We start from the raw sequence: 24,559 nt of genomic DNA, 5'->3' as shown, positions 1-24,559 counted from the left end.
GCGATGAAATTAACCCAACTTGCAACCGGCCTGCTGCTGGCTGGTTTAATGACCGGCTCCGCGCTGGCTGCTGATAAGATTGTGATTGCCCACCGCGGTGCCAGCGGCTATCTGCCGGAGCATACGCTCCCGGCGAAAGCGATGGCCTATGCGCAAGGCGCGGATTATCTTGAGCAGGATTTGGTGATGACCAAGGATGACCAGCTGGTTGTCCTGCATGACCATTATCTTGACCGCGTAACGGACGTGGCGGAGCGTTTCCCGGACCGCGCGCGAAAAGATGGGCGCTACTACGCCATCGACTTCACGCTGGCGGAGATCCGCTCGCTGAAGTTTACCGAAGGCTTCGAGATTGAAAACGGCAAGAAGGTGCAGGTCTATCCGGGACGTTTCCCGATGGGCAAGTCCGACTTCCGCATCCATACCTTCCAGGAGGAGATTGAGTTTGTTCAGGGGCTGAACCACTCCACCGGTAAAAACATCGGTATCTACCCGGAGATCAAAGCGCCGTGGTTCCACCATCAGGAAGGGAAAGACATTGCCGCGAAGACGCTGGAGGTGCTGAAACAGTACGGCTACACCAGCAAGAAGGACAAAGTTTACCTGCAGTGTTTTGACGCCGCCGAGCTGAAGCGCATCAAAACCGAGCTGGAGCCGAAGATGGGGATGGATCTCAATCTGGTACAGCTGATTGCCTATACCGACTGGAATGAAACCCAGGAGAAGCAGCCGGACGGGAAGTGGGTGAACTACAACTACGACTGGATGTTTAAGCCGGGCGCGATGAAGCAGATTGCGCAGTACGCCGACGGCATCGGGCCGGATTACCACATGCTGGTGGCGGAAGGCTCCACGCCGGGCCACGTGAAGCTGACGGCGATGGTGAAAGAGGCGCATGCCAGCAAGATGCAGGTGCATCCGTACACGGTGCGTGCAGACCAGTTGCCGGAGTATGCCACGGACGTGAATCAGCTTTACGACGTGCTGTATAACCAGGCGGGCGTGGACGGACTGTTTACGGATTTCCCGGATAAAGCTGTGACGTTCTTAAAATAGTTTTGTAGGTCGGGTAAGGCGAAGCCGCCACCCGACAATCAGGCTCTGTGGCCTGATGCCCTCACCCTAACCCTCTCCCACCGGGAGAGGGAAACAGGGCAATCACATCTCGATCTCAATATCGCCTCTTGCCCTGCAGCAGCAGGGCAAAATTTCTCCTTCACTGATAAAGGCCAGCGGTTCGGTCAGCCAGTCCACCTGGCCTGCGACCAGACGGCAGCGGCAGGAGCCGCAATAGCCTTCACGACACTGGTACTCTACCTCCACCTGATGCGCTTCTAGCGCCACCAGCAGGGAAGGGTGCTCTTCCCGGCACAGCACTTCTGTGCCCGAAAGGCTCAGCGTTACGCGCGTCATCAGAGCTGGAAGTCGCTCAGGTCGTCAGTGTTGACTTCAGAATCAATCTGACCGACCAGATAAGAACTTACTTCCACTTCCTGCGGCGCCACCTGCACGTTATCGGACACCAGCCAGGTGTTGATCCACGGGATTGGGTTAGAGCGCGTCTGGAACGGCAGGTCGAGACCGACCGCCTGCATGCGGATGTTGGTGATGTACTCAACGTACTGGCACAGGATGTCTTTGTTCAGGCCAATCATGGAGCCGTCGCGGAACAGGTAGTCTGCCCACTCTTTCTCCTGCTGGGCCGCCAGCACGAACAGATCGTAGCATTCCTGCTTGCACTCTTCGGCAATCGCAGCCATTTCCGGGTCGTCCGCGCCGCTGCGCAGCAGGTTCAGCATGTGCTGAGTCCCGGTCAGGTGCAGGGCTTCGTCACGGGCGATCAGACGGATGATTTTGGCGTTGCCTTCCATCAGCTTGCGCTCGGCAAAGGCGAAGGAGCAGGCGAAGCTCACGTAGAAGCGGATCGCTTCCAGCGCGTTAACGCTCATCAGACACAGGTACAGCTGCTTTTTCAGCGCGCGCAAGTTCACGGTAATGGTTTTGCCGTTCACGTTATGCGTGCCTTCGCCCAGCAGATGCCAGTAGCTGGTCATCTCGATCAGCTCGTCGTAGTAGTGCGCAATGCCTTCCGCGCGCTTCTGGATCTGCTCGTTGGTGACGATATCGTCAAACACCACCGCCGGATCGTTCACGATGTTGCGGATGATGTGGGTGTAAGAGCGGGAGTGGATCGTCTCGGAGAACGCCCAAGTTTCTACCCAGGTTTCCAGCTCAGGAATCGAGATCAGCGGCAGCAGCGCCACGTTCGGGCTACGACCCTGAATGGAGTCCAGCAGCGTCTGGTACTTCAGGTTGCTGAGGAAGATATGTTTTTCGTGATCTGGCAACGCCTGGAAATCGATACGGTCGCGGGAAACGTCCACTTCTTCCGGGCGCCAGAAGAAGGAGAGTTGCTTTTCAATCAGCTTTTCGAAGATGTCATATTTTTGCTGATCGTAGCGTGCCACGTTGACCGGCTGGCCGAAGAACATCGGCTCTTTGAGCTGGTCGTTTTTCGTCTGTGAAAAGGTGGTATATGCCATGAATGTGTCCTGTGGTGTTATTTCCCTCACCCCGGCCCTCTCCCACAGGGAGAGGGGGAAAGAGTTCCCTCTCCCTGTGGGAGAGGGTTAGGGTGAGGGGATTTATTAGATCTTACATGCGCCGCTTTCGCAGCCATCGTCCTGAATTGACGGCACCATGTCGTCCTGCGCGTCTTCCGCACCGTCACGGGTGTTGTGATAGTACAGGGTTTTCACGCCAAACTTATACGCGGTAAGCAGGTCTTTCAGCAGCTGCTGCATCGGAACCTTGCCGGACGGGAAGCGCGTCGGGTCATAGTTGGTATTGGCAGAGATCGACTGGTCGATAAACTTCTGCATGATACCCACCAGTTGCAGGTAGCCGTCGTTGTTAGGCATTTCCCACAGCAGCTCGTAGTTGTTACCCAGCGTCTCGTAATCCGGTACGACCTGACGCAGCACGCCATCTTTCGACGCTTTAATGCTGACGTGGCCGCGCGGTGGTTCAATACCGTTGGTGGCGTTGGAGATCTGCGAAGAGGTCTCGGACGGCATCAGGGCAGAGAGCGTGGAGTTACGCAGGCCGTGGGTCTTGATGGACTCGCGCAGGCCTTCCCAGTCGAGGTGCAGCGGCTCGCTGACAATCGCGTCCAGGTCTTTCTTGTAGGTGTCGATTGGCAGAATGCCTTTCGCGTAGGTGGTTTCGTTGAACCACGGGCACGCGCCTTGCTCTTTCGCCAACTCGTTAGAGGCTTTCATCAGGTAGTACTGAATGGCTTCAAACGTCTGGTGCGTCAGGTTGTTGGCGCTGCCGTCAGAGTAACGCTTGCCGTTTTTCGCCAGCCAGTAGGCGAAGTTGATCACGCCGATACCCAGAGTACGACGGCCCATTGCACCGCGTTTAGCGGCCGGGATTGGGTAATCCTGGTAATCCAGCAGGGCGTCGAGGGCACGTACGGCCAGCACGGCCAGCTCTTCCAGCTCGTCCAGGCTCTTAATCGCACCCAGGTTGAACGCGGACAGCGTACACAGCGCGATTTCACCGTTTTCGTCGTTCACGTCTTCCAGCGGTTTGGTCGGCAGGGCGATCTCCAGGCACAGGTTCGACTGGCGCACTGGTGCAACAACCGGGTCAAACGGGCTGTGGGTGTTGCAGTGGTCCACGTTCTGGATGTAGATACGACCGGTAGAGGCACGTTCCTGCATCATCAGGGAGAACAGGTCTACCGCCTTCACGCGCTGTTTGCGGATGCTGTCGTCTTTTTCGTATTTGGTGTACAGACGCTCGAACTCGTCCTGATCGGCGAAGAACGCGTCATACAGGCCCGGGACGTCGGACGGGCTGAACAGGGTGATGTCTTCGCCCTTCAGCAGCCGGGTGTACATCAGCTTGTTGATCTGCACGCCGTAGTCCATGTGACGCACGCGGTTGCCTTCCACGCCGCGGTTGTTTTTCAGAACAAGCAGGCTTTCCACTTCCAGGTGCCACATTGGGTAGAACAGGGTCGCTGCACCGCCGCGCACGCCGCCTTGAGAGCAGGATTTCACTGCCGTCTGGAAGTGCTTATAGAACGGAATACAGCCAGTGTGGAACGCTTCACCGCCGCGAATCGGGCTGCCCAGCGCACGGATGCGACCGGCGTTGATACCGATACCGGCGCGCTGGGAAACGTATTTCACGATGGCGCTGGAGGTGGCGTTGATGGAATCCAGGCTGTCACCACACTCAATCAGTACGCAGGAGCTGAACTGACGGGTTGGGGTACGCACGCCAGACATGATTGGCGTCGGCAGAGAAATCTTGAACGTCGATACCGCATCGTAGAAACGCTTCACGTATTCCAGACGGGTGTCGCGTGGGTAGTTAGAGAACAGGCAGGCAGCCACCAGAATATAGAGGAACTGGGCGCTTTCGTAGATCTCACCGGTTACGCGGTTCTGAACCAGGTATTTGCCTTCGAGCTGCTTCACCGCCGCATAGGAGAAGTTCATGTCGCGCCAGTGATCGATAAACCCGTTCATCTGCTCGAACTCTTCTTCCGTATAGTCTTCCAGCAGATGCGTGTCGTATTTGCCCAGCTCGACCATTTTCACCACGTGATCGTACAGCTTAGGCGGCTCAAACTGGCCGTAGGCTTTTTTACGCAGGTGGAAAATCGCCAGACGTGCAGCGAGGTACTGATAATCCGGTGCTTCACGGGAGATCAGATCCGCCGCTGCCTTGATGATGGTTTCATGGATATCAGACGTTTTGATGCCGTCGTAGAACTGGATGTGGGAACGCAGTTCAACCTGGGAGATAGATACGTTGTTCAGTCCTTCTGCTGCCCAGTCGAGAACTCGATGGATTTTGTCCAGATTGATACGCTCGGTGGTACCGTCGCGCTTTGTCACCAGCAGACTCTGATTCATGTGGGGTTTACCTGTCCGTGAAATAAAAAATATCCCCCGCTTATCCACAGATCCGTCTTGTGACTAACTCTGTGGATAAATACTACATATAGGGGGTTTGCGATAAGAAAAACGCTATATGGTGAGTATTCTAGTATCGAATCTTTTCAGCACAAGGGTTGATTTTGACGTTAAATTGAGGTTGTGAAAGGGTAAAAAAGGCTAAGTCCTCGTACCGTAAGGCCTGGAAGACATGTCAATAATTAAGAAAAAAAATTCAAAATTTGATCGAGTGCTGATTTCTTCAACGGGAGGTCAGAATTGCGCAACATGATGTCGCGCAATCTTTATAAGAATAACGAATGACGTTAGTCGTTTTTGGCGGTGGTATGCAACATATAGTTAACATCTACGCCCGGTGCGAGCTTGAATTTATCGGTCAGCGGATTGTAGTGCAGGCCGGTGATGTGCTGCTCTTTGAGCCACGTCTGGTCAACCCAGCTTAACAACTCCGCAGGCTTGATGAATTTCTTCACGTCGTGCGTGCCTTTCGGCACCATGCGCAGCACATATTCTGCGCCAACAACGGCCATCAGCCAGGCTTTACCGTTACGGTTGATGGTCGAGAAGAAGACCTGTCCACCCGGTTTCACCAGTTTTGCACAGGCGTGCACCACGGACTGCGGATCGGGAACGTGCTCCAGCATCTCCATGCAGGTCACCACATCGTACTGATGAGCATGTTTTGCCGCGTGCTCTTCCACGGTTTCCTGCACGTATTCCACCTGAATGCCGGACTCCAGCGCGTGAAGGCGGGCAACCTGCAGCGGTTCAAAGCCCATATCCAGGCCGGTAACGGTGGCCCCTTCGCGCGCCATGCTTTCAGCCAGGATGCCGCCGCCGCAGCCGACGTCGAGCACTTTCTTACCGAACAGACCGCCGGAACGCTCCGCGATATAGCCCAGACGCAGCGGGTTAATGCGATGCAGAGGTTTGAACTCACCTTCGAGATCCCACCAGCGGGACGCCACCGCTTCAAATTTGGCAATCTCTTCGTGGTCAACGTTGTGAGCCACCGGGGATTTTTCGGCATTCATGGGCGCTTTTACTCCTTATTTAGCAAGACAAAGGAGTATATCAGCCCGCGCGGGTGAATAAAGCTTATTGGTTTACCTCAATCACCGCGGCTGTGTTATAATTTGCGACCTTTGAATCCGGGATACAGTAGAGGGATAGCGGTTAGATGAGCGACCTTGCGAGAGAAATTACACCGGTTAACATCGAGGAAGAGCTGAAGAGCTCCTATCTGGACTATGCGATGTCGGTCATTGTTGGCCGTGCGCTGCCGGACGTCCGCGATGGCCTTAAGCCGGTACACCGTCGCGTACTATACGCCATGAACGTATTGGGCAATGACTGGAATAAAGCCTATAAAAAATCTGCCCGCGTCGTGGGTGACGTCATCGGTAAATATCACCCGCATGGTGATACCGCCGTTTATGACACCATCGTCCGTATGGCGCAGCCATTCTCCTTGCGCTACATGCTGGTAGATGGTCAGGGTAACTTTGGTTCTGTTGACGGCGACTCCGCAGCGGCGATGCGTTATACGGAAATCCGTATGTCGAAAATCGCCCACGAGCTGATGGCCGACCTGGAAAAAGAGACCGTTGATTTCGTCGATAACTACGACGGCACCGAGCGCATTCCTGATGTTATGCCAACCAAGATCCCGAACCTGTTAGTGAACGGTTCGTCCGGTATCGCGGTCGGTATGGCAACCAACATTCCGCCACACAACATCACCGAGGTGATCAACGGCTGCCTGGCCTATATCGACGATGAAGAGATCAGCATTGAAGGGCTGATGGAACACATCCCGGGCCCGGACTTCCCGACGGCGGCGATCATCAACGGTCGTCGTGGTATTGAAGAAGCCTACCGCACCGGTCGTGGCAAGATTTACATCCGTGCCCGCGCCGAAGTGGAAGCGGACGCCAAAACGGGTCGTGAAACCATTATTGTTCACGAGATCCCGTATCAGGTGAACAAAGCGCGTCTGATTGAAAAAATCGCCGAGCTGGTAAAAGAAAAACGTGTTGAAGGTATCAGCGCGCTGCGTGACGAGTCTGACAAAGACGGTATGCGTATCGTGATTGAGATCAAACGTGACGCGGTGGGTGAGGTTGTGCTGAACAACCTGTACTCCCAGACTCAGCTCCAGGTTTCCTTCGGTATCAACATGGTTGCACTGCACCATGGTCAGCCGAAGATCATGAACCTGAAAGAGATCCTGAGCGCGTTCGTGCGTCACCGCCGTGAAGTGGTGACCCGCCGTACAATCTTCGAGCTGCGTAAAGCGCGCGACCGTGCCCACATCCTTGAAGCGCTGGCCGTTGCCCTGGCAAACATTGACCCGATCATTGAGCTGATTCGCCGTGCGCCGACGCCGGCGGAAGCGAAAGCGGCATTAGTGGCCCGTCCTTGGGCGCTGGGTAACGTTTCTGCGATGCTCGAACGCGCTGGCGACGACGCGGCACGTCCTGAGTGGCTGGAGCCTGAATTCGGCGTGCGCGACGGTCAGTACTATCTGACCGAGCAGCAGGCACAGGCGATTCTGGATCTGCGCTTGCAGAAACTGACCGGCCTTGAGCATGAAAAACTGCTCGACGAATACAAAGAGCTGCTGGAACAGATTGCTGAGCTGCTGCATATCCTGGGTAGCGCAGACCGCCTGATGGAAGTGATCCGCGAAGAGCTGGAGCTGGTCCGCGATCAGTTCGGCGATGCGCGACGCACTGAAATCACCGCAAACAGCTCTGATATCAACATTGAAGATCTGATCAACCGCGAAGACGTGGTGGTCACCCTGTCTCACCAGGGCTATGTGAAGTATCAGCCGCTGACCGACTACGAAGCACAGCGTCGTGGCGGTAAAGGGAAATCTGCGGCACGTATTAAAGAAGAAGACTTTATTGACCGTCTGCTGGTGGCGAACACCCATGACACGATCCTCTGCTTCTCAAGCCGTGGTCGTCTCTACTGGATGAAAGTCTATCAGCTGCCGGAAGCAAGCCGTGGCGCGCGTGGCCGTCCAATCGTCAACCTGCTGCCGCTGGAAGCGAATGAACGTATCACCGCTATCCTGCCGGTACGCGAGTACGAAGAGGGCGTGAACGTCTTTATGGCGACTGCGAGCGGTACCGTGAAGAAAACCGCGCTGACCGAATTCAGCCGTCCGCGTTCGGCCGGTATTATCGCCGTGAACCTGAACGAAGGCGACGAACTGATCGGTGTGGATCTGACCTCCGGTTCCGATGAAGTGATGCTGTTCTCCGCCGCCGGTAAAGTGGTGCGTTTCAAAGAGAACGCGGTCCGCGCAATGGGCCGTACGGCAACAGGCGTTCGTGGGATCAAACTGGCGGGTGAAGACTCCGTTGTTTCCCTGATCGTTCCACGCGGCGAAGGGGCTATCCTGACCGTCACGCAGAACGGCTACGGTAAACGTACGGCGGAAAGCGAATATCCGACTAAGTCCCGTGGTACGCAGGGCGTTATCTCTATCAAAGTGACCGAGCGCAACGGTTCCGTTGTCGGCGCGGTGCAGGTGGACGACGCCGACCAGATCATGATGATCACCGATGCCGGTACGCTGGTGCGTACTCGCGTATCTGAGATCAGCGTGGTGGGTCGTAACACCCAGGGCGTGATCCTCATCCGTACAGCGGAAGATGAAAACGTGGTGGGTCTGCAGCGCGTTGCTGAGCCTGTGGATGACGAAGAACTCGACTCCATCGATGGTACGGTAGCGGAAGGCGATGATGAAATCGCGCCGGAAGCGGACACCGACGAAGATGCAGCGGATGACGCTGACGAGTAATGTCTCCTGACGCAAAAAGGGCCGGTTTCCGGCCCTTTTCTTTTGCACAAGCAGACAAGTGAACGTTGCGACAAGCCGCGTTTACCGCTACCTTAACCACATTCTTTTTGACCCCGATGGCGGAGCCTCGCCCCTTTGAAATACCTCGTCTCCTTTCGTACCACGCTGAAAGTCTCTCGCTATCTGTTCCGGGCGCTGGCGCTACTGCTTTGGTTGCTGGTGGCTCTGTTCTCGGTGTTTTTCATCGTTAATGCGCTACACCAGAAAGAAGCGGAGATCCGCCAGGAGTTTAATCTCAGCTCCGATCAGGCCCAGCGCTACATTCAGCGCACCTCTGACGTCATGAAGGAGCTGAAGTACATTGCCGAGAATCGCCTGACGGCGGAAAACGGTATTCTTGCCATTCGTGGGCGCAATGATAAAACCGAAGTGCCCGACTTTGAGCCCCTGTTCCCGGACTCTGACTGCTCCGCAATGGGCAGCACCTGGCGCGGCTCGCTGGAATCGCTGGCGTGGTTTATGCGCTACTGGCGTGACAACTTCTCCGCGGCCTATGACCTGAACCGCGTCTATCTTATTGGCAGCGAAAATCTCTGCATGGCCGATTTTGGCCTGCGCGACATGCCCGTAGAGCGTGATGACGCGCTGAAAAGCCTGCATGAGCGTATTGTGAAATACCGCAATGCGCCGCAGGACGAGCGCGGGAATAACATCTTCTGGATTAGCCAGGGCCCGCGCACGGGCGTGGGCTACTTCTATGCCCTGACGCCGGTGTATCTGGGCAACCGCCTGCAGGCGCTGCTGGGCATTGAACAAACCATCCGCATGGAAAATTTCTTCACGCCGGGCAGCCTGCCGATGGGGGTGACCATTCTCGATGAAAACGGTCATTCCCTGATCTCCCTCGCCGGGCCGGATAACCGTTTGAACGTTGATCCACACTGGATGCAGGAGCGGTCGTGGTTTGGCTACACCTCCGGTTTCCGCGAGCTGGTGTTGAAGAAAAGTCTGCCGCCTTCGTCGCTCAGCATTGTCTATTCGGTGCCGGTGGATATGGTGCTTGAACGCATTCGCATCCTGATCCTCAACGCCATTTTGCTGAATATCGCGGTGGGCGTGGCACTGTTTATGCTGGCGCGCATGTATGAGCGCCGGATATTTATTCCGGCAGAGGCAGACGCCCAGCGTCTCGAAGAACATGAGCAGTTTAACCGTAAGATTGTCGCCTCTGCGCCGGTGGGGATCTGTATCCTGCGCACCCAGGACGGCACCAATATCCTCAGTAACGAGCTGGCGCATAACTACCTGAACATGCTGACGCATGAGGACAGGCAGCGGCTGACGCAGATTATCTGCGGGCAGCAGGTTAACTTTGTGGACGTGCTGACCAGCACCCACACCAACCTGCAAATCAGCTTCGTGCATTCGCGCTATCGCAATGAAAACGTGGCCATTTGCGTGCTGGTGGATGTCTCCGCGCGCGTGAAAATGGAAGAGTCGCTTCAGGAGATGGCGCAGGCGGCCGAGCAGGCCAGCCAGTCGAAATCGATGTTCCTTGCTACCGTCAGCCACGAGCTGCGCACGCCGCTTTACGGGATCATCGGTAACCTCGATCTGCTGCAGACGAAAGAGCTGCCGAAAGGGGTTGATCGCCTGGTCACGGCGATGAACAACTCTTCGAGCCTGCTGCTGAAAATCATCAGCGATATTCTCGATTTCTCAAAAATTGAGTCAGAGCAGCTGAAAATCGAGCCGCGCGAGTTTTCCCCGCGCGAGGTCATGAACCATATTAGCGCCAACTATCTGCCGCTGGTGGTGCGTAAACAGCTGGGACTGTACTGCTTTATCGAACCGGACGTGCCGCTGACGCTGCACGGCGATCCGATGCGCCTGCAGCAGGTCATATCCAACCTGCTGAGCAACGCTATCAAATTTACCGATATCGGCTGTATTGTGCTGCACGTGTGCCGCGTAGGGGACTATCTGACTATCCGCGTGCGTGATACGGGCGTGGGCATCCCGGCGAAGGAGGTGGTCCGTCTGTTCGACCCGTTCTTCCAGGTCGGGACGGGCGTGCAGCGCAACTTCCAGGGGACCGGGCTGGGGCTGGCGATTTGTGAAAAGCTCATCAGCATGATGGACGGGGATATCTCGGTTGACACCGAGCCGGGCATGGGAAGCCAGTTCACCATCCGTATTCCGCTCTACTCGGCGCAGTATCCGGCTAAAACGACGGTCGATGGGCTGAGCGACAAGCGCTGCTGGCTGGCGGTGCATAACGCTTCGCTCAATGATTATCTGACGGCGCTGCTTAACCACAGTGGCGTACGGGTATGCCGATATGAAGGGCAGACTCCGGACGTGGACGATATGCTGATCGCTGACGACATGCCGGAACAGGCGTGGCCGGGAAGAGGGGTGATCATGTTCTGCCGTCGCCACATTGGTATTCCGCTGGAGCGCGCGCCGGGGGAATGGGTGCACAGCGTGGCAACCCCGCATGAGCTGTTAGGGCTACTGGCGCGCATTTACAGCGTACAGCTTGAAGACAGCGATGGCGCAACGGCACTGCCGTCACCGGATGCGCTGGCGTCGGTGAATGACGACATGATGATTCTGGTGGTGGACGACCATCCGATCAACCGCCGCCTGCTGGCCGACCAGCTTGGCTCGCTCGGATATCAGTGTAAAACCGCCAACGACGGCGTTGATGCGCTGAACGTGCTGAGTAAAAACCATATTGATATCGTGCTGAGCGACGTGAATATGCCAAACATGGACGGCTACCGTCTGACGCAGCGTATTCGCCAGCTTGGCCTGACGCTGCCGGTCGTTGGCGTGACGGCTAACGCCCTGGCGGAAGAGAAGCAGCGCTGCCTGGAGTCTGGCATGGACAGCTGCCTGTCGAAGCCGGTGACGCTGGACGTATTGAAGCAGACGTTGTCCGTCTATGCGGATCGCGTGAGAAAAACCAGAATATAAAAAAGGCCCGCGAGGGCCTTTTACGTTTTTCACCCTCTCCCTGTGGGAGAGGGGCGGGGTGAGGGCATCAGGCCGCACACCTGCCCGGGATCAATCCTTATCCGTTGCGCTCAGCGTCACGGAGGAGAGATAGTTGAGCAGCGCAATATCATTGTCCACACCCAGCTTCATCATTGCTGATTTCTTCTGGCTGCTGATGGTTTTAATACTGCGGTTCAGCTTCTTGGCAATCTCGGTTACCAGGAAACCTTCTGCGAAGAGACGCAGAACTTCGCTCTCTTTTGGAGACAGGCGCTTGTCGCCATAGCCACCCGCGCTGATTTTCTCCAGCAGGCGGGAGACGCTTTCAGGCGTGAATTTCTTGCCTTTCTGCAGCGCTGCCAGCGCTTTTGGCAGGTCGGTTGGTGCACCTTGCTTCAGCACAATCCCTTCGATATCCAGATCCAACACTGCGCTCAGGATCGCCGGGTTGTTGTTCATGGTCAGAACGATGATCGAGATGTCCGGGAAGTGACGTTTAATGTATTTGATGAGCGTGATCCCATCACCGTATTTGTCTCCAGGCATGGACAGGTCGGTAATGAGCACGTGTGCATCAAGTTTAGGAAGGTTATTGATCAGTGCTGTAGAGTCTTCAAATTCACCGACTACATTCACCCACTCGATCTGTTCAAGTGATTTGCGAATACCGAACAGTACAATCGGATGGTCATCGGCAATAATTACGTTCATATTGTTCATGTATAAGGCTACCTTGCTACAGCAAGCTCTTGACATAGGTGTCAATGTCGCTGATGTATTTTTCAATGCCAGAGGCATCTTTCTCACGAATTAGATGTTCCAGCGTTTCACATAACTGCTTGCCGGGAACCAGATTAAGCATGGCAAACACCCCTTTAAGCCGGTGTGCTGTCTGTGCCAGCGCTGCAAAATCATTCGCAGCGGACTCAGTATACAACCGCTTAACATCATCTGGTACTGTATCAACAAAGAGTGAATAGTATCCGCTGGCGTGGAGCTCGGCATTTTCATTGCCGCCTAACGGTGATTCCGCTATCTCTTCCTGCGCCAGTTGCTCTTCTATAAGTTGTAGTACAGCTTCCTGCATCGCATTGCTTATATTAAAGTTGACGCGCAGCTGGCCTGGGCCGATTTTTCGCACGCCTGACTCATCATCGCTTAAAAGCAAGCCTGTGGCAGTAAGATTAGACGGATTATCAGTTAAAAATAGATCAAATTCTTGACTCGCAAGCCTTTCGTCCGGCGTGATGCAGGCCGCACCCCAGTTTTCTAACTGGCGAACCACGATATTGCGGATCTCGTTTGAGGTCACATCGACCATCACCACCACATCATCCAGCAGACGTTCTTCATCTTCTTCCTGTGGATTCGCCGCCATTTTGACATGCAGCGAGTAGCGTGTGCCGAGGGATTCACGCGCCTTAATATTCAGGTGACCGCCCAGTTTACGTGCCAGCTGATCGCACAGCCAGAAGGTGAGGGCGTTCGCTTTGCCGTAGTGGTCACTCTGGGTATCGTTCAGGAACGGGAAGTGCAGATTATCAATTTCACTTACGGTGACGCCTTCACCCGTGTCCAGAATACGGAACGTCAGGCGATCCTCCGTCGATTCGTCAGTGCTGACTTCGAGAGTAATCTTCCCGATCTGGGTGGTGGTGACCGAATACTGGATCAGCATCAGCAGGATCCGACGCAGCGCTTCGCGATCGCCATGGCGCTCGTCATTCGCCGGGAGGTGGTTGTTGATCAGCAGCTGCAGCCCTTTGCGCTTAATGACCGGGAGCACCTCCGGAACCACTTCATCGATCAGATCCTGGATAGAAAAGAGCGTTGGAGTGCCTTTCCAGATGTCATTTTCCAGCATGTTTGCAAGCTGGATTTCGTCGACCATACGCACCAGCGACTCGGCCTGGCTCGTCAACTGCTGGCCTTCTGGCGTATTCAGACCCGCAGCCTGAGCAGCCAGCGTTTTTAACGGTTGTTTGAACGCATCACCAATATTTTGCATAAACGCCGTGCGGCCATGCTGGTTTTTCTCGTAAAGCCGCTGCGCCTGCTTGAGCTTTTTGTTGACCAGCACTTCACGGTCCTGATCGCGAATAACAAAGATTTGCGTACGGGATGCAACCTGGCTGCTGAACTGACGGATCTCATACAGCTCGTTATTAATGGTTGCCTGAATTACCCCCTGGTGCTGATCCGCCATCGTCGTGATGTTCTGCAGGTTGAGGTGGGGCAGAAGGTGATCGGCAATCTTGTTGCTCATCACCGTGCGGTTGGCTTCCTGATCGTGAACAAGCACCCCGAGCGGCAGCACCGAAATAATCTCTTCATTCAGGGCGCGCAATACGCGAAGTTCATTACTGGTGCCCGCAGATACGGCAGAGGCGTCACTCTGACGTCCCGGCTGGAAGCGGAACGTGCTATAGCCAAACAGCGCCAGTGCCAGCAAACCGATGTTCAGCAGCAGCGGCAGCAGGATGTTTTGCAATGTATCAAGCAGCAAGGTGCCAAACGGCACCTGCCACACCAGACGCATGCCGGTTGAATTTAACGATGACGCAATTTCTATTTTTGAGCCGTTAAATGAAATAGAGACACTCTCTGTCCCTTCTTTATCCGGCGGGTTGCGCAGGTTTTGCGTGCTGTTGTCAGGCTCCAGGCGGAAGCTGTCCAGCGGCATGTCCGGCGGGATCAGGTCATTGATCGGCAGATCGAACGCCACCACGGTTGCGAGATGTCCCGGCTGGTTAAACGTCGTGCGCAGCGTAAAGTAATGCCCATTTTGCCAGGCCAGACGGCGCAATGAGGAGAAACTCTCGCGCTCATCCAGGGCGTTGGCTTGCTGCAACATTTCTGCGCGGCGTGAATCCACAATGCTGCCTACCGTCGTCTCTTTAAATCCGGATGAGAGGTCTTTGAGCGGCAGGGTAGAGATCAGGATCATGCTGTTGTCCTGACCGTTCAGATAGTACATCGACCAGGGCACGGTCTCTGCGCCCCAGAGAGTATCAAGATAGGTTGAAATGCGCTGCGTCATCTCAAGCGTCGCGCTGTCATGCGAACCGAAAATCAGGGCTTCTGTCTTACGCTGAGGTTTTTCCAGGTAATACACATCCTGCTTAAGGCGTGTCTCCTGTAATCCTTCCCCGGTGGTGGTTGCGGGCGCGGCGGCAATGTTGTCGTAGATCTGCCAGGTCGCATAGCGCCATGTGTCGATCCGTTTGTGGACCGCATGAGTGATATCAACGATCTGGTAACTCTTGTCCTTCAGCCAGGCATTGACCGCACTTTGAACCATGACCCCCATCGTGACCAACAGCACAACGATCAATAGTAGAAAGAAACGGGTGATGCTCCCCGGAAGGAGGGAGAATTTGCTCAGGGCGGTAGTTTCAGTCTGACTCATTGATATCTTTAACCCGTGATGGCCGTGCTTTAAGGGGATACGGCAGTATAAAGGGTAAAACCTGAATTTCCAGCGTCATGGTCTGAGAATGACGGACTTTTTCCACTGAGAATGTCCACAGCGCTCGGTGCGTAAAATATGTACAAATGACAGCGGGATGTATAAATATAAGTCAACATCTCTTCAGGAATAGCACGAATAAACAAGAAATTGAGTTTTGTAGAAATGATGCGGGTCCGCGGAGGGGCAGGGGGCGATTTAGTTAATAGTCGTTACGATTTCGGGGCGGTAGCACAAGAAAAATATAATTGCGTAAAGAAAGGTAAAAAAAAACCGAACGCTCGGCATTCGGTTCAATTAGGGATAAACAGACATTCAAAACTGAATGACGGTAATAAATAAAGTTAATGATGATAGCGAGAGTTATTTTAGTGATATTGGCTTGTTTTGTTTTATCATTCAGTGCTGTCATGGGTTTTTATGTAATAGTATGATTTTAAGCTTCTTTTTTTTCATTTTGATTATTGGTGCTATATTTTTGACCCCTGCGTGCTTTGTAAAAGTTCCTTGATATTTACAAATTGAAACATCTTGATAGATAAATGAAACATCTTAAAAGTTTTCGTATCATATTCCCGTTGGATTATTCTGTATTTTTGAGGAGAATGAAGTTGCCGACTGGTTAAGAGGGTTAATCAGTAAGCAGTGGTAATAATAAGGCATATAACAGAGGGTTAATAAAATGAAAGTTAAAGTACTGTCCCTCCTGGTACCAGCACTGCTGGTAGCAGGCGCAGCAAATGCGGCTGAAATTTATAACAAAGACGGCAACAAATTAGATCTGTACGGTAAAGTTGATGGTCTGCACTATTTCTCTGATGACGACAGCGTTGACGGCGACCAGACCTACATGCGTCTTGGCTTCAAGGGCGAAACGCAGGTTAATGACCAGCTGACCGGTTACGGCCAGTGGGAATACCAGATTCAGGGTAACTCCGGCGAAAACGAAAACAACTCCTGGACGCGTGTGGCGTTCGCGGGTCTGAAATTTGCTGACGCGGGTTCTTTCGATTACGGTCGTAACTACGGTGTTGTTTACGATGTCACCTCCTGGACTGACGTACTGCCAGAATTCGGCGGCGACACCTACGGTTCTGACAACTTCATGCAGCAGCGTGGTAATGGCTTCGCGACCTACCGTAACCAGGACTTCTTCGGTCTGGTTGATGGCCTGAACTTCGCGCTGCAGTATCAGGGTAAAAACGGTAGCGTAAGCGGTGAAGATCAGACCAACAACGGTCGTTCTGCACTCCGTCAGAACGGTGATGGCTACGGTGGTTCTATCACTTACGATCTGGGCGAAGGCTTCGGTATCGGTACTGCTCTCACCAGTTCTAAACGTACCAGCTCCCAGAACGACATGGATTTCGGTACCGGCGATCGTGCTGACACCTACACCGGTGGTCTGAAATACGACGCGAACAACCTCTACCTGGCTGCACAGTACACCCAGACCTACAACGCGACCCGCGCGGGCGATCTGGGCTGGGCTAACAAAGCACAGAACTTCGAAGTGGTTGCACAGTACCAGTTCGACTTCGGTCTGCGTCCATCCGTGGCTTACCTGCAGTCTAAAGGTAAGGATCTGGAAAACGGCTACGGCGACCAGGATATCCTGAAATACGTTGACGTGGGCGCGACCTACTACTTCAACAAAAACATGTCCACCTATGTTGATTACAAAATCAACCTGCTGGACGAGAACGACTTCACTCGTAACGCTGGCATCAGCACTGACGATGTCGTCGCGCTGGGTCTGGTTTACCAGTTCTAATCGCTTCATTGCGTGACTAAGGGGCCTTCTGGCCCCTTTTTTTGGGTCTTACAACGAGACCATTTTGGTGTACTCTTGCCGCCCTGGCATGAGGATAATAATGAATGGATATGACTTTTTTACGCGCCAGCGTTCTGGCTACGCTTTTTTTCCTGACAGCGTGTGACGCGCCTGCACCCTCAGCACAAACTGACGCGCCAGCGGCGACGGTGCTGGAAGGGAAAACGATGGGCACCTTCTGGCGCGTGAGCGTCATGCATCTCGACACGGCGCGGGCTGACGAACTTCGCGGCAAAATTCAGTCCCAGCTCGACGCTGACGACCAGCTGCTTTCAACCTATAAAAACGACTCCGCGCTCATGCGTTTTAACCTCTCAACCAGCACCTCTCTGTGGCCGGTGAGTGAAGCCATGGCCGATATTGTGACGGAGTCAATGCGCGTGGGGTATAAAACCAACGGCGCGATGGACGTGACCGTCGGGCCGCTGGTGAATCTGTGGGGATTTGGCCCCAACAAGCAGCCGGTGACCACGCCTGACCAGGCGGCGATTGATGACGCCCGCGCGCGCACCGGGCTGCAACACCTGACGGTCATTAACCAGTACGGTCAACAATATCTGCAAAAAGACATTCCCGATCTCTTTGTCGATCTCTCAACGGTAGGCGAGGGGTATGCGGCAGATCATCTTGCGGCGCTGATGGAGCGTGAAGGCATTTCCCGCTATCTGGTCTCGGTGGGCGGTGCGCTCGTCAGCCGGGGGATGAACGCCAGTGGCAAACCGTGGCGGGTGGCCATTCAAAAACCCACCGATCGGCAAAACGCGGTGCAGGCTATTGTGGATATCAACGGCCACGGGATCAGCACCTCGGGAAGCTATCGCAACTATTATGAGCTCGACGGCAAACGCATTTCGCATGTCATCGATCCGCAGACCGGCCGTCCGATTACCCATAATCTTGTTTCCGTTACGGTGATCGCGCCGACGGCACTGGAAGCGGATGCCTGGGATACCGGCCTGATGGTACTCGGCCCGGAAAAGGCCAAAGAGGTGGCGCGGCAGGAACAGCTCGCGGTCTATATGATCACCAAAGAGGGCGACGGGTTCAAAACCTGGTGCTCGCCGCAGTTTACAGGCTTCCTGGTGAGCGAAAAAAATTAAAAAGCAAGGTTGCGGGTTTTTGTTCGGTGGCACTCGGGCAAGGTAGGATTATGCTTGTAAGAGGAGCTGATGATGAAAAACGTAACCTTTACTACCGATGAAGATCGCTGGCAAGCCGTGCTTGGCCGCGATCCTCGCGCCGATAATCAGTTTGTCTTTGCGGTTCAGACGACGGGGATTTATTGCCGTCCGTCCTGTCGTGCCCGCCATGCGCTGCGTAAAAATGTCCGCTTCTATCCTGATGCTCAGCACGCTGTTCAGGACGGCTTTCGCCCCTGCAAACGCTGTATGCCGGACAAGCTCAACCCACATCAGCAGACGCTGGCGAAAGTTGAACAGGCCTGCCGCCTGCTGGAGCAGGATCCGGCGTTAACGCTGGAGGCGTTGGCGCAGAAGGTCGCCAGCAGTCCTTTCCATTTCCACCGTCTGTTTAAATCCGTGACCGGCATGACACCTAAAGCCTGGCAGCAGGCCGCGCGGGAACACCGTCTGCGCAGCGCGCTGGCGCAGGGGGATAAAATTACCGACGCTGTACTGGCGGCAGGGTTTCCCGACAGCAGCAGTTATTACCGGAAAGCCGATGAGGCGTTGGGGATGACGGCGAAGCAGTACCGCAGCGGGGATGTCGCGGTTCGTTACGCCATCAGCGACTGTTCCCTGGGGCGTTGTCTGGTTGGCGAAAGCGAGCGCGGGATCTGCGCAATCCTGCTGGGTGACGACGATGCGACTTTAGAAGGGGAACTGTTGACGCTGTTTCCCCGCGCGGAGCGAGAAGTGCTTGAAGGTCCGTTCGCGCAGCGCATCCAGCAGGTGATGAGCAGTATTGACAGCCGCTCGGTGCCGCTGGCGCTTCCGCTGGATATCCGCGGAACGGCTTTTCAGCAGCAGGTCTGGCAGGCCCTTCGCAACATTCCCTGTGGTGAAACAGCAAGCTACCAACAGGTGGCAAAGGCGATGGGTAAACCCAATGCCGTACGCGCCGTGGCAGGTGCCTGCGCCGCAAACAAACTGGCGATCGTCATTCCCTGCCATCGCGTAGTGCGAAACGACGGGACGCTTTCGGGTTATCGTTGGGGGACGGCACGAAAAGCGATATTGCTTAAACGTGAGGCGAGTCACCGGGAGGAATAATGCTCGATCTTTTTGCCGATGCAGAGCCCTGGCAGGAGCCGCTCGCGCCGGGGGCGGTGATCCTGCGCCGCTTTGCGCTTTCCCGCGCAGCGGCGTTACTGACTGGCATTGATGAGGTGGCGGCCGTCTCGCCATTTCGCCATATGGTGACGCCGGGCGGGTATACCATGTCGGTGGCGATGACCAACTGCGGTCAACTCGGCTGGGCGACCAACGAACGCGGCTATCTGTATGCGCCCAATGATCCCACCACCGGCAAGCCGTGGCCGCTGATGCCGGATGCGTTTCAGCGACTCTGCCACGAGGCTGCGGTTGCCGCCGGGTATGCCGATTTTCAGCCGGATGCCTGTCTGATCAACCGCTATGCCGTCGGGGCAAAACTGTCGCTGCATCAGGATAAGGATGAGCCGGATCTGCGCGCGCCAATCGTTTCGGTCTCTCTGGGTCTGCCCGCTGTCTTTCAGTTTGGTGGATTACGTCGTAACGATCCGCTTAAGCGTCTGATGCTGGAGCACGGTGATGTGGTGGTCTGGGGCGGCGAGTCGAGGCTCTTTTATCACGGCATTCAACCGCTTAAACCTGGTGTTCACCCGCAAACGGGGGCGTTTCGCTTTAACCTGACGTTCCGTCAGGCGGCTTATGGCGAATAAAAATAAGAATTATTCTTGATGTAAACGCAAGGCAGTTTACACTGCGGGCTGATTTTCTTGTCCGGATTGCTCTGCATGCAACTACTTCTTCTTGTCTGGCGTCAGTATCGCTGGCCTTTTATTGCGGTGATGGCGTTAAGCCTTGCCAGCGCCGCGCTGGGTATCGGCCTGATCGCCTTTATCAACGTCCGTTTGATTGAAATGGTCGACTCCTCGCTGGCCGTTCTGCCGGAATTCCTGGGTTTATTGCTGCTGCTGATGGCGGTCACGCTGGGTTCACAGCTGGCCCTGACCGCGCTCGGCCACCACTTCGTTTTCCGTCTGCGCAGCGAATTTATCAAGCGGATCCTCGACACGCAGGTTGAGCGCGTGGAGCAACTCGGCAGTGCCTCCCTGCTTGCAGGGCTGACCAGCGACGTGCGCGCCATAACCATCGCCTTTGTGCGTCTGCCGGAGCTGGTGCAAGGTATCATTTTGACCTTCGGTTCGGCGGCCTACCTTGCCTGGCTCTCCACTAAAATGCTGGCGGTTACCGCGCTGTGGATTGTCATCACCATCTGGGGCGGGTTCCTGCTGGTGTCGCGCGTCTACAAACACATGGCGGTACTTCGCGAAACCGAAGATAAACTTTACAACGATTACCAGACGGTGCTGGAAGGGCGCAAAGAGCTGACCCTTAACCGCGAGCGCGCCGAGCATATTTTCAATAATCTCTATATCCCGGACGCGCGCGAATACCGGCATCACATCATTCGCGCCGATACCTTCCACCTGAGCGCGGTGAACTGGTCGAACATTATGATGCTGGGTGCCATTGGCCTGGTGTTCTGGATGGCGAACAGCCTGGGCTGGGCGGACACCAACGTGGCGGCAACCTACTCGCTGACGCTGCTGTTTTTGCGCACGCCACTGCTCTCGGCCGTCGGCGCGTTGCCCACCTTGCTGAGTGCGCAGGTGGCGTTTAACAAGCTCAAAAAATTCGATCTCGCGCCGTTTAAGGCTGAATTCCCGCGTCCGCAGGCCTTCCCGAACTGGCAGACGCTGGAACTGCGTAACGTCACGTTCCGCTATCAGGATAACGCCTTCTCCGTGGGGCCGGTTAACCTGACGATTCACCGTGGTGAGTTGCTGTTCCTGATTGGCGGCAACGGCAGCGGTAAATCCACGCTGGCGATGTTGCTGACCGGGCTTTATCAACCGCAGTCGGGCGAGATTTTGCTGGACGGTAAGCCGCTGAGTGCAGAGAAACCGGAGGATTACCGCAAGCTTTTCTCGGCGGTATTTACCGACGTATGGCTGTTTGATCGGCTGCTGGGGCCGGAAGGCCAGCAGGCCAATCCGGCGCTGGTGGAGAAGTGGCTTGGGCATCTGCAGATGTCGCACAAGCTTGAGCTTCAGGACGGCAAGATCCTGAACCTTAAGCTCTCGAAAGGGCAGAAAAAGCGCGTGGCGCTGCTGCTGGCCCTGGCGGAAGAGCGTGACATCATCCTGCTGGATGAATGGGCGGCCGATCAGGACCCGCATTTCCGCCGCGAGTTTTATCAGGTGCTGCTGCCGCTGATGCAGGAGATGGGCAAAACCATTTTCGCCATCAGCCACGACGATCATTACTTCATTCACGCCGACCGTCTGCTGGAGATGCGCGACGGCACGCTGAGCGAGCTGACCGGTGAAGAACGCGATGCAGCATCGCGTGACGCGGTGGCGCGCACGGCCTGATGCCCTCACCCTAACCCTCTCCCACAGGGAGAGGGGATAGATCGTGGCCGTAGTGGCGATTTTTTCTCCATCCTACCCCGTTGTTTATTCTTATTTACATATCCCCGCGCTATGCTTAATGCCAACTCATTTAATGGATTTATGATTGATGTCGGTATTAAAGAAAAACAGCGCCAGACAGCGTGACCAGGAGCGTGCGCGACTTATCTGGCTTCTCACGACCGATAAAGCGGTCACTTCTGCGTTATTAGGCAAACTGACCCTGGCTGAGCAATATGATGTCGGCACCTTAGCCGACGATATTGCTGAGGTAGGTGCGCTGGTTGCTCATTTACCCCCGCCGGATCTGGCGGATACTCTCGAAGCGCTTCCCTCGGAAGAACGTCACGCCCTGTGGCGGCTGGTGCAGGATCACGAGCGCGGACAGGTGCTGCTTGAGGCGTCGGAAAACGTCTGGGACGACCTGATCGATGAGATGAGCGACCGCGATATCCTGGATGCCCTGCAAACGCTGGATATCGACGAGCAGATTTACCTCGTTCAGCACCTGCCGCGAAACCTGACCGGTCGCCTGCTGGCGTCACTGCCTGCGGAGGAGCGGGCGCGCGTGCGTCAGGTGATGCACTACGAGAAAAACAGCGTCGGCGCGATCATGGAGTTCGGCGTCATCATGGTGCGTCCTGACGTCACGCTCGGTACGGTGCAGCGCTATTTGCGACGTCTGGGCAACATGCCGGACAACACCGATAAACTGTTCGTTACCTCCCGGGACAAAACTCTGCTCGGCGAGCTGGAGCTGAAAACCATCCTGCTGAACAGTACCCAGCGGCGGGTGAGCGAGGTGATGGAAACCGAGCCGATGGTCTTCTCCCCGGAAGACGATGCGGAAAAAGCGGCACGAACCTTCGAACGTGACGACCTTGTGAGCGCGGCGGTAGTGGATTCCGTCGGCAAGCTGATGGGGCGTCTGACCATCGATGAAATCATTGACGTGGTTTATGAAGAGACCGATAACGATTTACGTGCTCTCGGTGGGATCAGCGCGGAAGATGACGTCCATGCGTCTGTGGGCAAAGCGGTCAAAACCCGCTGGGCGTGGCTGGCCATTAACCTCTGTACCGCGTTTATCGCCTCTCGGGTGATTGACGGCTTTGAGCACACCATTTCACAGCTGGTGGCGCTCGCCTCGCTGATGCCGATCGTCGCAGGGATTGGTGGTAACACCGGAAACCAGACGATAACCATGATCGTTCGCGCCCTGGCGCTGGAAAATATTCAGCCGGGTAACTTTTCGTGGCTCATTTTTAGAGAGATGGGCGTCGCGCTTATTAACGGCCTGGTGTGGGGCGGGATTATGGGCGGCATCACCTGGTGGTTATACGACGATATGGCGCTGGGCGGCGTAATGATGCTGGCGATGGTGCTGAACCTGCTGGTGGCGTCGATAATGGGCGTGATTATCCCGCTGACCATGACCAAACTGGGGCGCGACCCCGCGGTGGGGTCGAGCGTGATGATTACCGCCATCACCGATACCGGTGGTTTCTTTATTTTTCTTGGGCTGGCGACGATTTTTCTTCTGTAGCCCGACGTTTAATGCGGGCGGGAAGCAGTGCCATGACGATAATCCCGCCCAGTACGCCAATCGCCAGATTCCCGGTTGATACCGTGGCGGCAACGGTGACCAGCATGACCACCGTTTCCGCTATCGGGGCATTTTTTACCGTTGCAGGCTGAAGGCTGTGCCAGCTGAAGGTTTTAACGGCGACAATCGCCATGATTCCCGCGAGCACCGCCATCGGGATTTTGGCCATCACTTCGCTGAGCGCCGTCACCAGGATCAGCAGCACGATGCCCGCCGCAAGCGTTGAAATACGGCTTCGGCCCTTGCCCATCTCCACGTTGACGATGGTTTGTCCGATCATCGCGCAGCCCGCAATGCCGCCATAAAAACCAGACAGAATATTGCCGACGCCTAATCCAATGCTTTCGCGGCGTTTACTTGACGGCGTTGCGGTCAGCTCATCCACCAGCTTTGCCGTCAGCAGGGATTCCAGCAGGCCGACAAACGCGATGCTCAACGCGCACGGCCAGATAATGCTCAGCGTCTGCACATTGAGCGGAACCAACAGCTCGGTAAGCCCCGGCAAACCGCCGCTCATGGAGCCTTCATCGCCCACGGTCGGCAGGATTTGGCCGGTTGAAACGGTGAACAAGGTTAACAGCACAATCGCAATCAGCGGGGAAGGGATGCTTTTGATATAGCGCGGCACCCACAGCACGATCAGCAGCGTCAGCACGAACAGGCCCACAATCAGCGGGCTTCGGCTCCAGAAATGCGGCACCTGTGCGAAGAAGATCAAAATGCCCAGGGCGTTAACAAACCCGGTCATGACCGACTGGGGAATAAAGCGCATCAGTCTTGCCATGCCCAGTACGCCAAACAGAATCTGAATCACGCCAGCCATCAGCACGGCGGGAAGAATGTACTGTACACCATGCTGATGCACCATTGGGCCAATGACCAGCGCCACGGAACCGGCCGCGGCCGTGACCATTGCCGGACGACCACCGAGCACAGATAGGGCAAGACACAGCACCACGGAGGCGATCAGGCTGACCTTCGGGTCAACGCCCGCCACCACGGAAAATGAGATGACCTCGGGGATCAGCGCCAGAGCAGTGATCACGCCCGCCAGCATTTCACGCGTCAGCAGCTTAGGGGAACGCAGCACGTTGGCTACGCGGTCTTCGGGGGATACAGCTGAATGAGGTAAGGACATAACAGTTCGCTGGTTAGGGCAGGCTTCCGTGCGCGCGATCACAAAGTGCAGCATAGTATCCACAAAATTCAGTGATT

General features: G+C 55.4%; 16 protein-coding genes. 9 read left to right on the top strand and 7 right to left on the bottom strand.

Annotated features, from left to right (window positions below):
- Nucleotides 1–3: 3 nt before the first annotated feature.
- A complete protein-coding gene (gene glpQ, locus KW829_RS04605; protein WP_218307697.1) occupies nucleotides 4–1,056 on the top strand; it encodes a glycerophosphodiester phosphodiesterase in 1,053 nt (350 codons plus the stop codon).
- Between the two features lie 102 nt (nucleotides 1,057–1,158).
- Here the strand turns inward: glpQ and yfaE are convergent, their stop codons facing one another.
- The 4 genes from yfaE to ubiG all read right to left on the bottom strand — a co-directional run bounded on the left by yfaE (nucleotide 1,159) and on the right by ubiG (nucleotide 6,010).
- Nucleotides 1,159–1,413 (bottom strand): class I ribonucleotide reductase maintenance protein YfaE, encoded by a 255-nt coding sequence (gene yfaE, locus KW829_RS04600; RefSeq protein WP_218307696.1) that lies wholly within the window; start codon nucleotides 1,411–1,413, stop codon nucleotides 1,159–1,161.
- The gene (nrdB, locus tag KW829_RS04595) at nucleotides 1,413–2,543 is read right to left on the bottom strand and encodes a class Ia ribonucleoside-diphosphate reductase subunit beta (protein WP_010433416.1); all 1,131 of its coding nucleotides are present in this window, start codon (nucleotides 2,541–2,543) and stop codon (nucleotides 1,413–1,415) included. The genes yfaE and nrdB overlap by 1 nt, the downstream gene beginning before the upstream one ends.
- Before the next feature lie 105 nt (nucleotides 2,544–2,648).
- Nucleotides 2,649–4,934 carry a class 1a ribonucleoside-diphosphate reductase subunit alpha gene (gene nrdA / locus KW829_RS04590; RefSeq protein ID WP_023312513.1) on the bottom strand — a complete coding sequence of 762 codons (2,286 nt, stop codon included), beginning with the start codon at nucleotides 4,932–4,934 and terminating at the stop codon, nucleotides 2,649–2,651.
- Between the two features lie 347 nt (nucleotides 4,935–5,281).
- Nucleotides 5,282–6,010, bottom strand: a complete 729-nt coding sequence (ubiG, locus tag KW829_RS04585) for a bifunctional 2-polyprenyl-6-hydroxyphenol methylase/3-demethylubiquinol 3-O-methyltransferase UbiG (protein WP_023336386.1) — start codon at nucleotides 6,008–6,010, stop codon at nucleotides 5,282–5,284.
- 146 nt (nucleotides 6,011–6,156) lie between these two features.
- On the opposite strand from ubiG, the gene gyrA reads away from it, so the two are divergent.
- Together gyrA and rcsC are read left to right on the top strand one after the other, a co-directional pair.
- Nucleotides 6,157–8,793, top strand: a complete 2,637-nt coding sequence (gyrA, locus tag KW829_RS04580; RefSeq protein ID WP_089597934.1) for a DNA topoisomerase (ATP-hydrolyzing) subunit A — start codon at nucleotides 6,157–6,159, stop codon at nucleotides 8,791–8,793.
- A gap of 135 nt (nucleotides 8,794–8,928) precedes the next feature.
- A complete protein-coding gene (gene rcsC, locus KW829_RS04575; protein WP_108416623.1) occupies nucleotides 8,929–11,775 on the top strand; it encodes a two-component system sensor histidine kinase RcsC in 2,847 nt (948 codons plus the stop codon).
- Nucleotides 11,776–11,865: 90 nt separating this feature from the next.
- On the opposite strand, the gene rcsB is transcribed toward rcsC, so the two are convergent.
- The gene (gene rcsB, locus KW829_RS04570; RefSeq protein WP_003859405.1) at nucleotides 11,866–12,516 is read right to left on the bottom strand and encodes a response regulator transcription factor RcsB; all 651 of its coding nucleotides are present in this window, start codon (nucleotides 12,514–12,516) and stop codon (nucleotides 11,866–11,868) included.
- A gap of 16 nt (nucleotides 12,517–12,532) precedes the next feature.
- The gene (rcsD, locus tag KW829_RS04565) at nucleotides 12,533–15,205 is read right to left on the bottom strand and encodes a phosphotransferase RcsD (RefSeq protein ID WP_218307695.1); all 2,673 of its coding nucleotides are present in this window, start codon (nucleotides 15,203–15,205) and stop codon (nucleotides 12,533–12,535) included.
- A 742-nt stretch (nucleotides 15,206–15,947) separates the two neighbouring features.
- Here rcsD and KW829_RS04560 point away from each other — a divergent pair.
- From KW829_RS04560 to mgtE, 6 genes are all read left to right on the top strand, one after another.
- Nucleotides 15,948–17,039: a porin OmpC gene (locus KW829_RS04560; protein WP_218307694.1), complete on the top strand. Its 1,092-nt coding sequence runs from the start codon at nucleotides 15,948–15,950 to the stop codon at nucleotides 17,037–17,039.
- Between the two features lie 104 nt (nucleotides 17,040–17,143).
- Complete coding sequence (gene apbE / locus KW829_RS04555; RefSeq protein ID WP_218307693.1) at nucleotides 17,144–18,199, top strand: FAD:protein FMN transferase ApbE; 1,056 nt, start codon at nucleotides 17,144–17,146, stop codon at nucleotides 18,197–18,199.
- A gap of 72 nt (nucleotides 18,200–18,271) precedes the next feature.
- Entirely contained in the window at nucleotides 18,272–19,330 is a 1,059-nt protein-coding gene (ada, locus tag KW829_RS04550; protein WP_218307809.1) for a bifunctional DNA-binding transcriptional regulator/O6-methylguanine-DNA methyltransferase Ada, read from the top strand.
- Nucleotides 19,330–19,980: a DNA oxidative demethylase AlkB gene (alkB, locus tag KW829_RS04545; RefSeq protein WP_218307692.1), complete on the top strand. Its 651-nt coding sequence runs from the start codon at nucleotides 19,330–19,332 to the stop codon at nucleotides 19,978–19,980. Before ada ends, alkB begins: the two co-directional genes overlap by 1 nt.
- A 75-nt stretch (nucleotides 19,981–20,055) precedes the next feature.
- Nucleotides 20,056–21,699: a multidrug ABC transporter permease/ATP-binding protein gene (locus KW829_RS04540; protein ID WP_218307691.1), complete on the top strand. Its 1,644-nt coding sequence runs from the start codon at nucleotides 20,056–20,058 to the stop codon at nucleotides 21,697–21,699.
- Nucleotides 21,700–21,847: 148 nt separating this feature from the next.
- Complete coding sequence (mgtE, locus tag KW829_RS04535) at nucleotides 21,848–23,284, top strand: magnesium transporter (RefSeq protein WP_218307690.1); 1,437 nt, start codon at nucleotides 21,848–21,850, stop codon at nucleotides 23,282–23,284.
- Here the strand turns inward: mgtE and KW829_RS04530 are convergent.
- A complete protein-coding gene (locus tag KW829_RS04530) occupies nucleotides 23,247–24,536 on the bottom strand; it encodes a SulP family inorganic anion transporter (RefSeq protein WP_010433440.1) in 1,290 nt (429 codons plus the stop codon). The two genes, mgtE and KW829_RS04530, sit on opposite strands and share 38 nt — an antisense overlap.
- Nucleotides 24,537–24,559: the final 23 nt, after the last annotated feature.

It is taken from the genome of Enterobacter sp. ENT02, assembly GCF_019219165.1.
In the GTDB taxonomy this organism is placed as follows: domain Bacteria; phylum Pseudomonadota; class Gammaproteobacteria; order Enterobacterales; family Enterobacteriaceae; genus Enterobacter; species Enterobacter mori.
The sequence above is the reverse complement of the archived record's forward strand: the minus strand, read 5'-3'. Positions and strand labels throughout refer to the sequence as shown.

Coding starts and splice junctions, on each gene's coding strand:
- glpQ (WP_218307697.1), top strand. CDS start 4: ATGAAATTAACCCAACTTGCAACCGGCCTGCTGCTGGCTGGTTTAATG.
- yfaE (WP_218307696.1), bottom strand. CDS start 1,413: ATGACGCGCGTAACGCTGAGCCTTTCGGGCACAGAAGTGCTGTGCCGG.
- nrdB (WP_010433416.1), bottom strand. CDS start 2,543: ATGGCATATACCACCTTTTCACAGACGAAAAACGACCAGCTCAAAGAG.
- nrdA (WP_023312513.1), bottom strand. CDS start 4,934: ATGAATCAGAGTCTGCTGGTGACAAAGCGCGACGGTACCACCGAGCGT.
- ubiG (WP_023336386.1), bottom strand. CDS start 6,010: ATGAATGCCGAAAAATCCCCGGTGGCTCACAACGTTGACCACGAAGAG.
- gyrA (WP_089597934.1), top strand. CDS start 6,157: ATGAGCGACCTTGCGAGAGAAATTACACCGGTTAACATCGAGGAAGAG.
- rcsB (WP_003859405.1), bottom strand. CDS start 12,516: ATGAACAATATGAACGTAATTATTGCCGATGACCATCCGATTGTACTG.
- rcsD (WP_218307695.1), bottom strand. CDS start 15,205: ATGAGTCAGACTGAAACTACCGCCCTGAGCAAATTCTCCCTCCTTCCG.
- KW829_RS04560 (WP_218307694.1), top strand. CDS start 15,948: ATGAAAGTTAAAGTACTGTCCCTCCTGGTACCAGCACTGCTGGTAGCA.
- apbE (WP_218307693.1), top strand. CDS start 17,144: ATGGATATGACTTTTTTACGCGCCAGCGTTCTGGCTACGCTTTTTTTC.
- ada (WP_218307809.1), top strand. CDS start 18,272: ATGAAAAACGTAACCTTTACTACCGATGAAGATCGCTGGCAAGCCGTG.
- alkB (WP_218307692.1), top strand. CDS start 19,330: ATGCTCGATCTTTTTGCCGATGCAGAGCCCTGGCAGGAGCCGCTCGCG.
- KW829_RS04540 (WP_218307691.1), top strand. CDS start 20,056: ATGCAACTACTTCTTCTTGTCTGGCGTCAGTATCGCTGGCCTTTTATT.
- mgtE (WP_218307690.1), top strand. CDS start 21,848: ATGTCGGTATTAAAGAAAAACAGCGCCAGACAGCGTGACCAGGAGCGT.
- KW829_RS04530 (WP_010433440.1), bottom strand. CDS start 24,536: ATGCTGCACTTTGTGATCGCGCGCACGGAAGCCTGCCCTAACCAGCGA.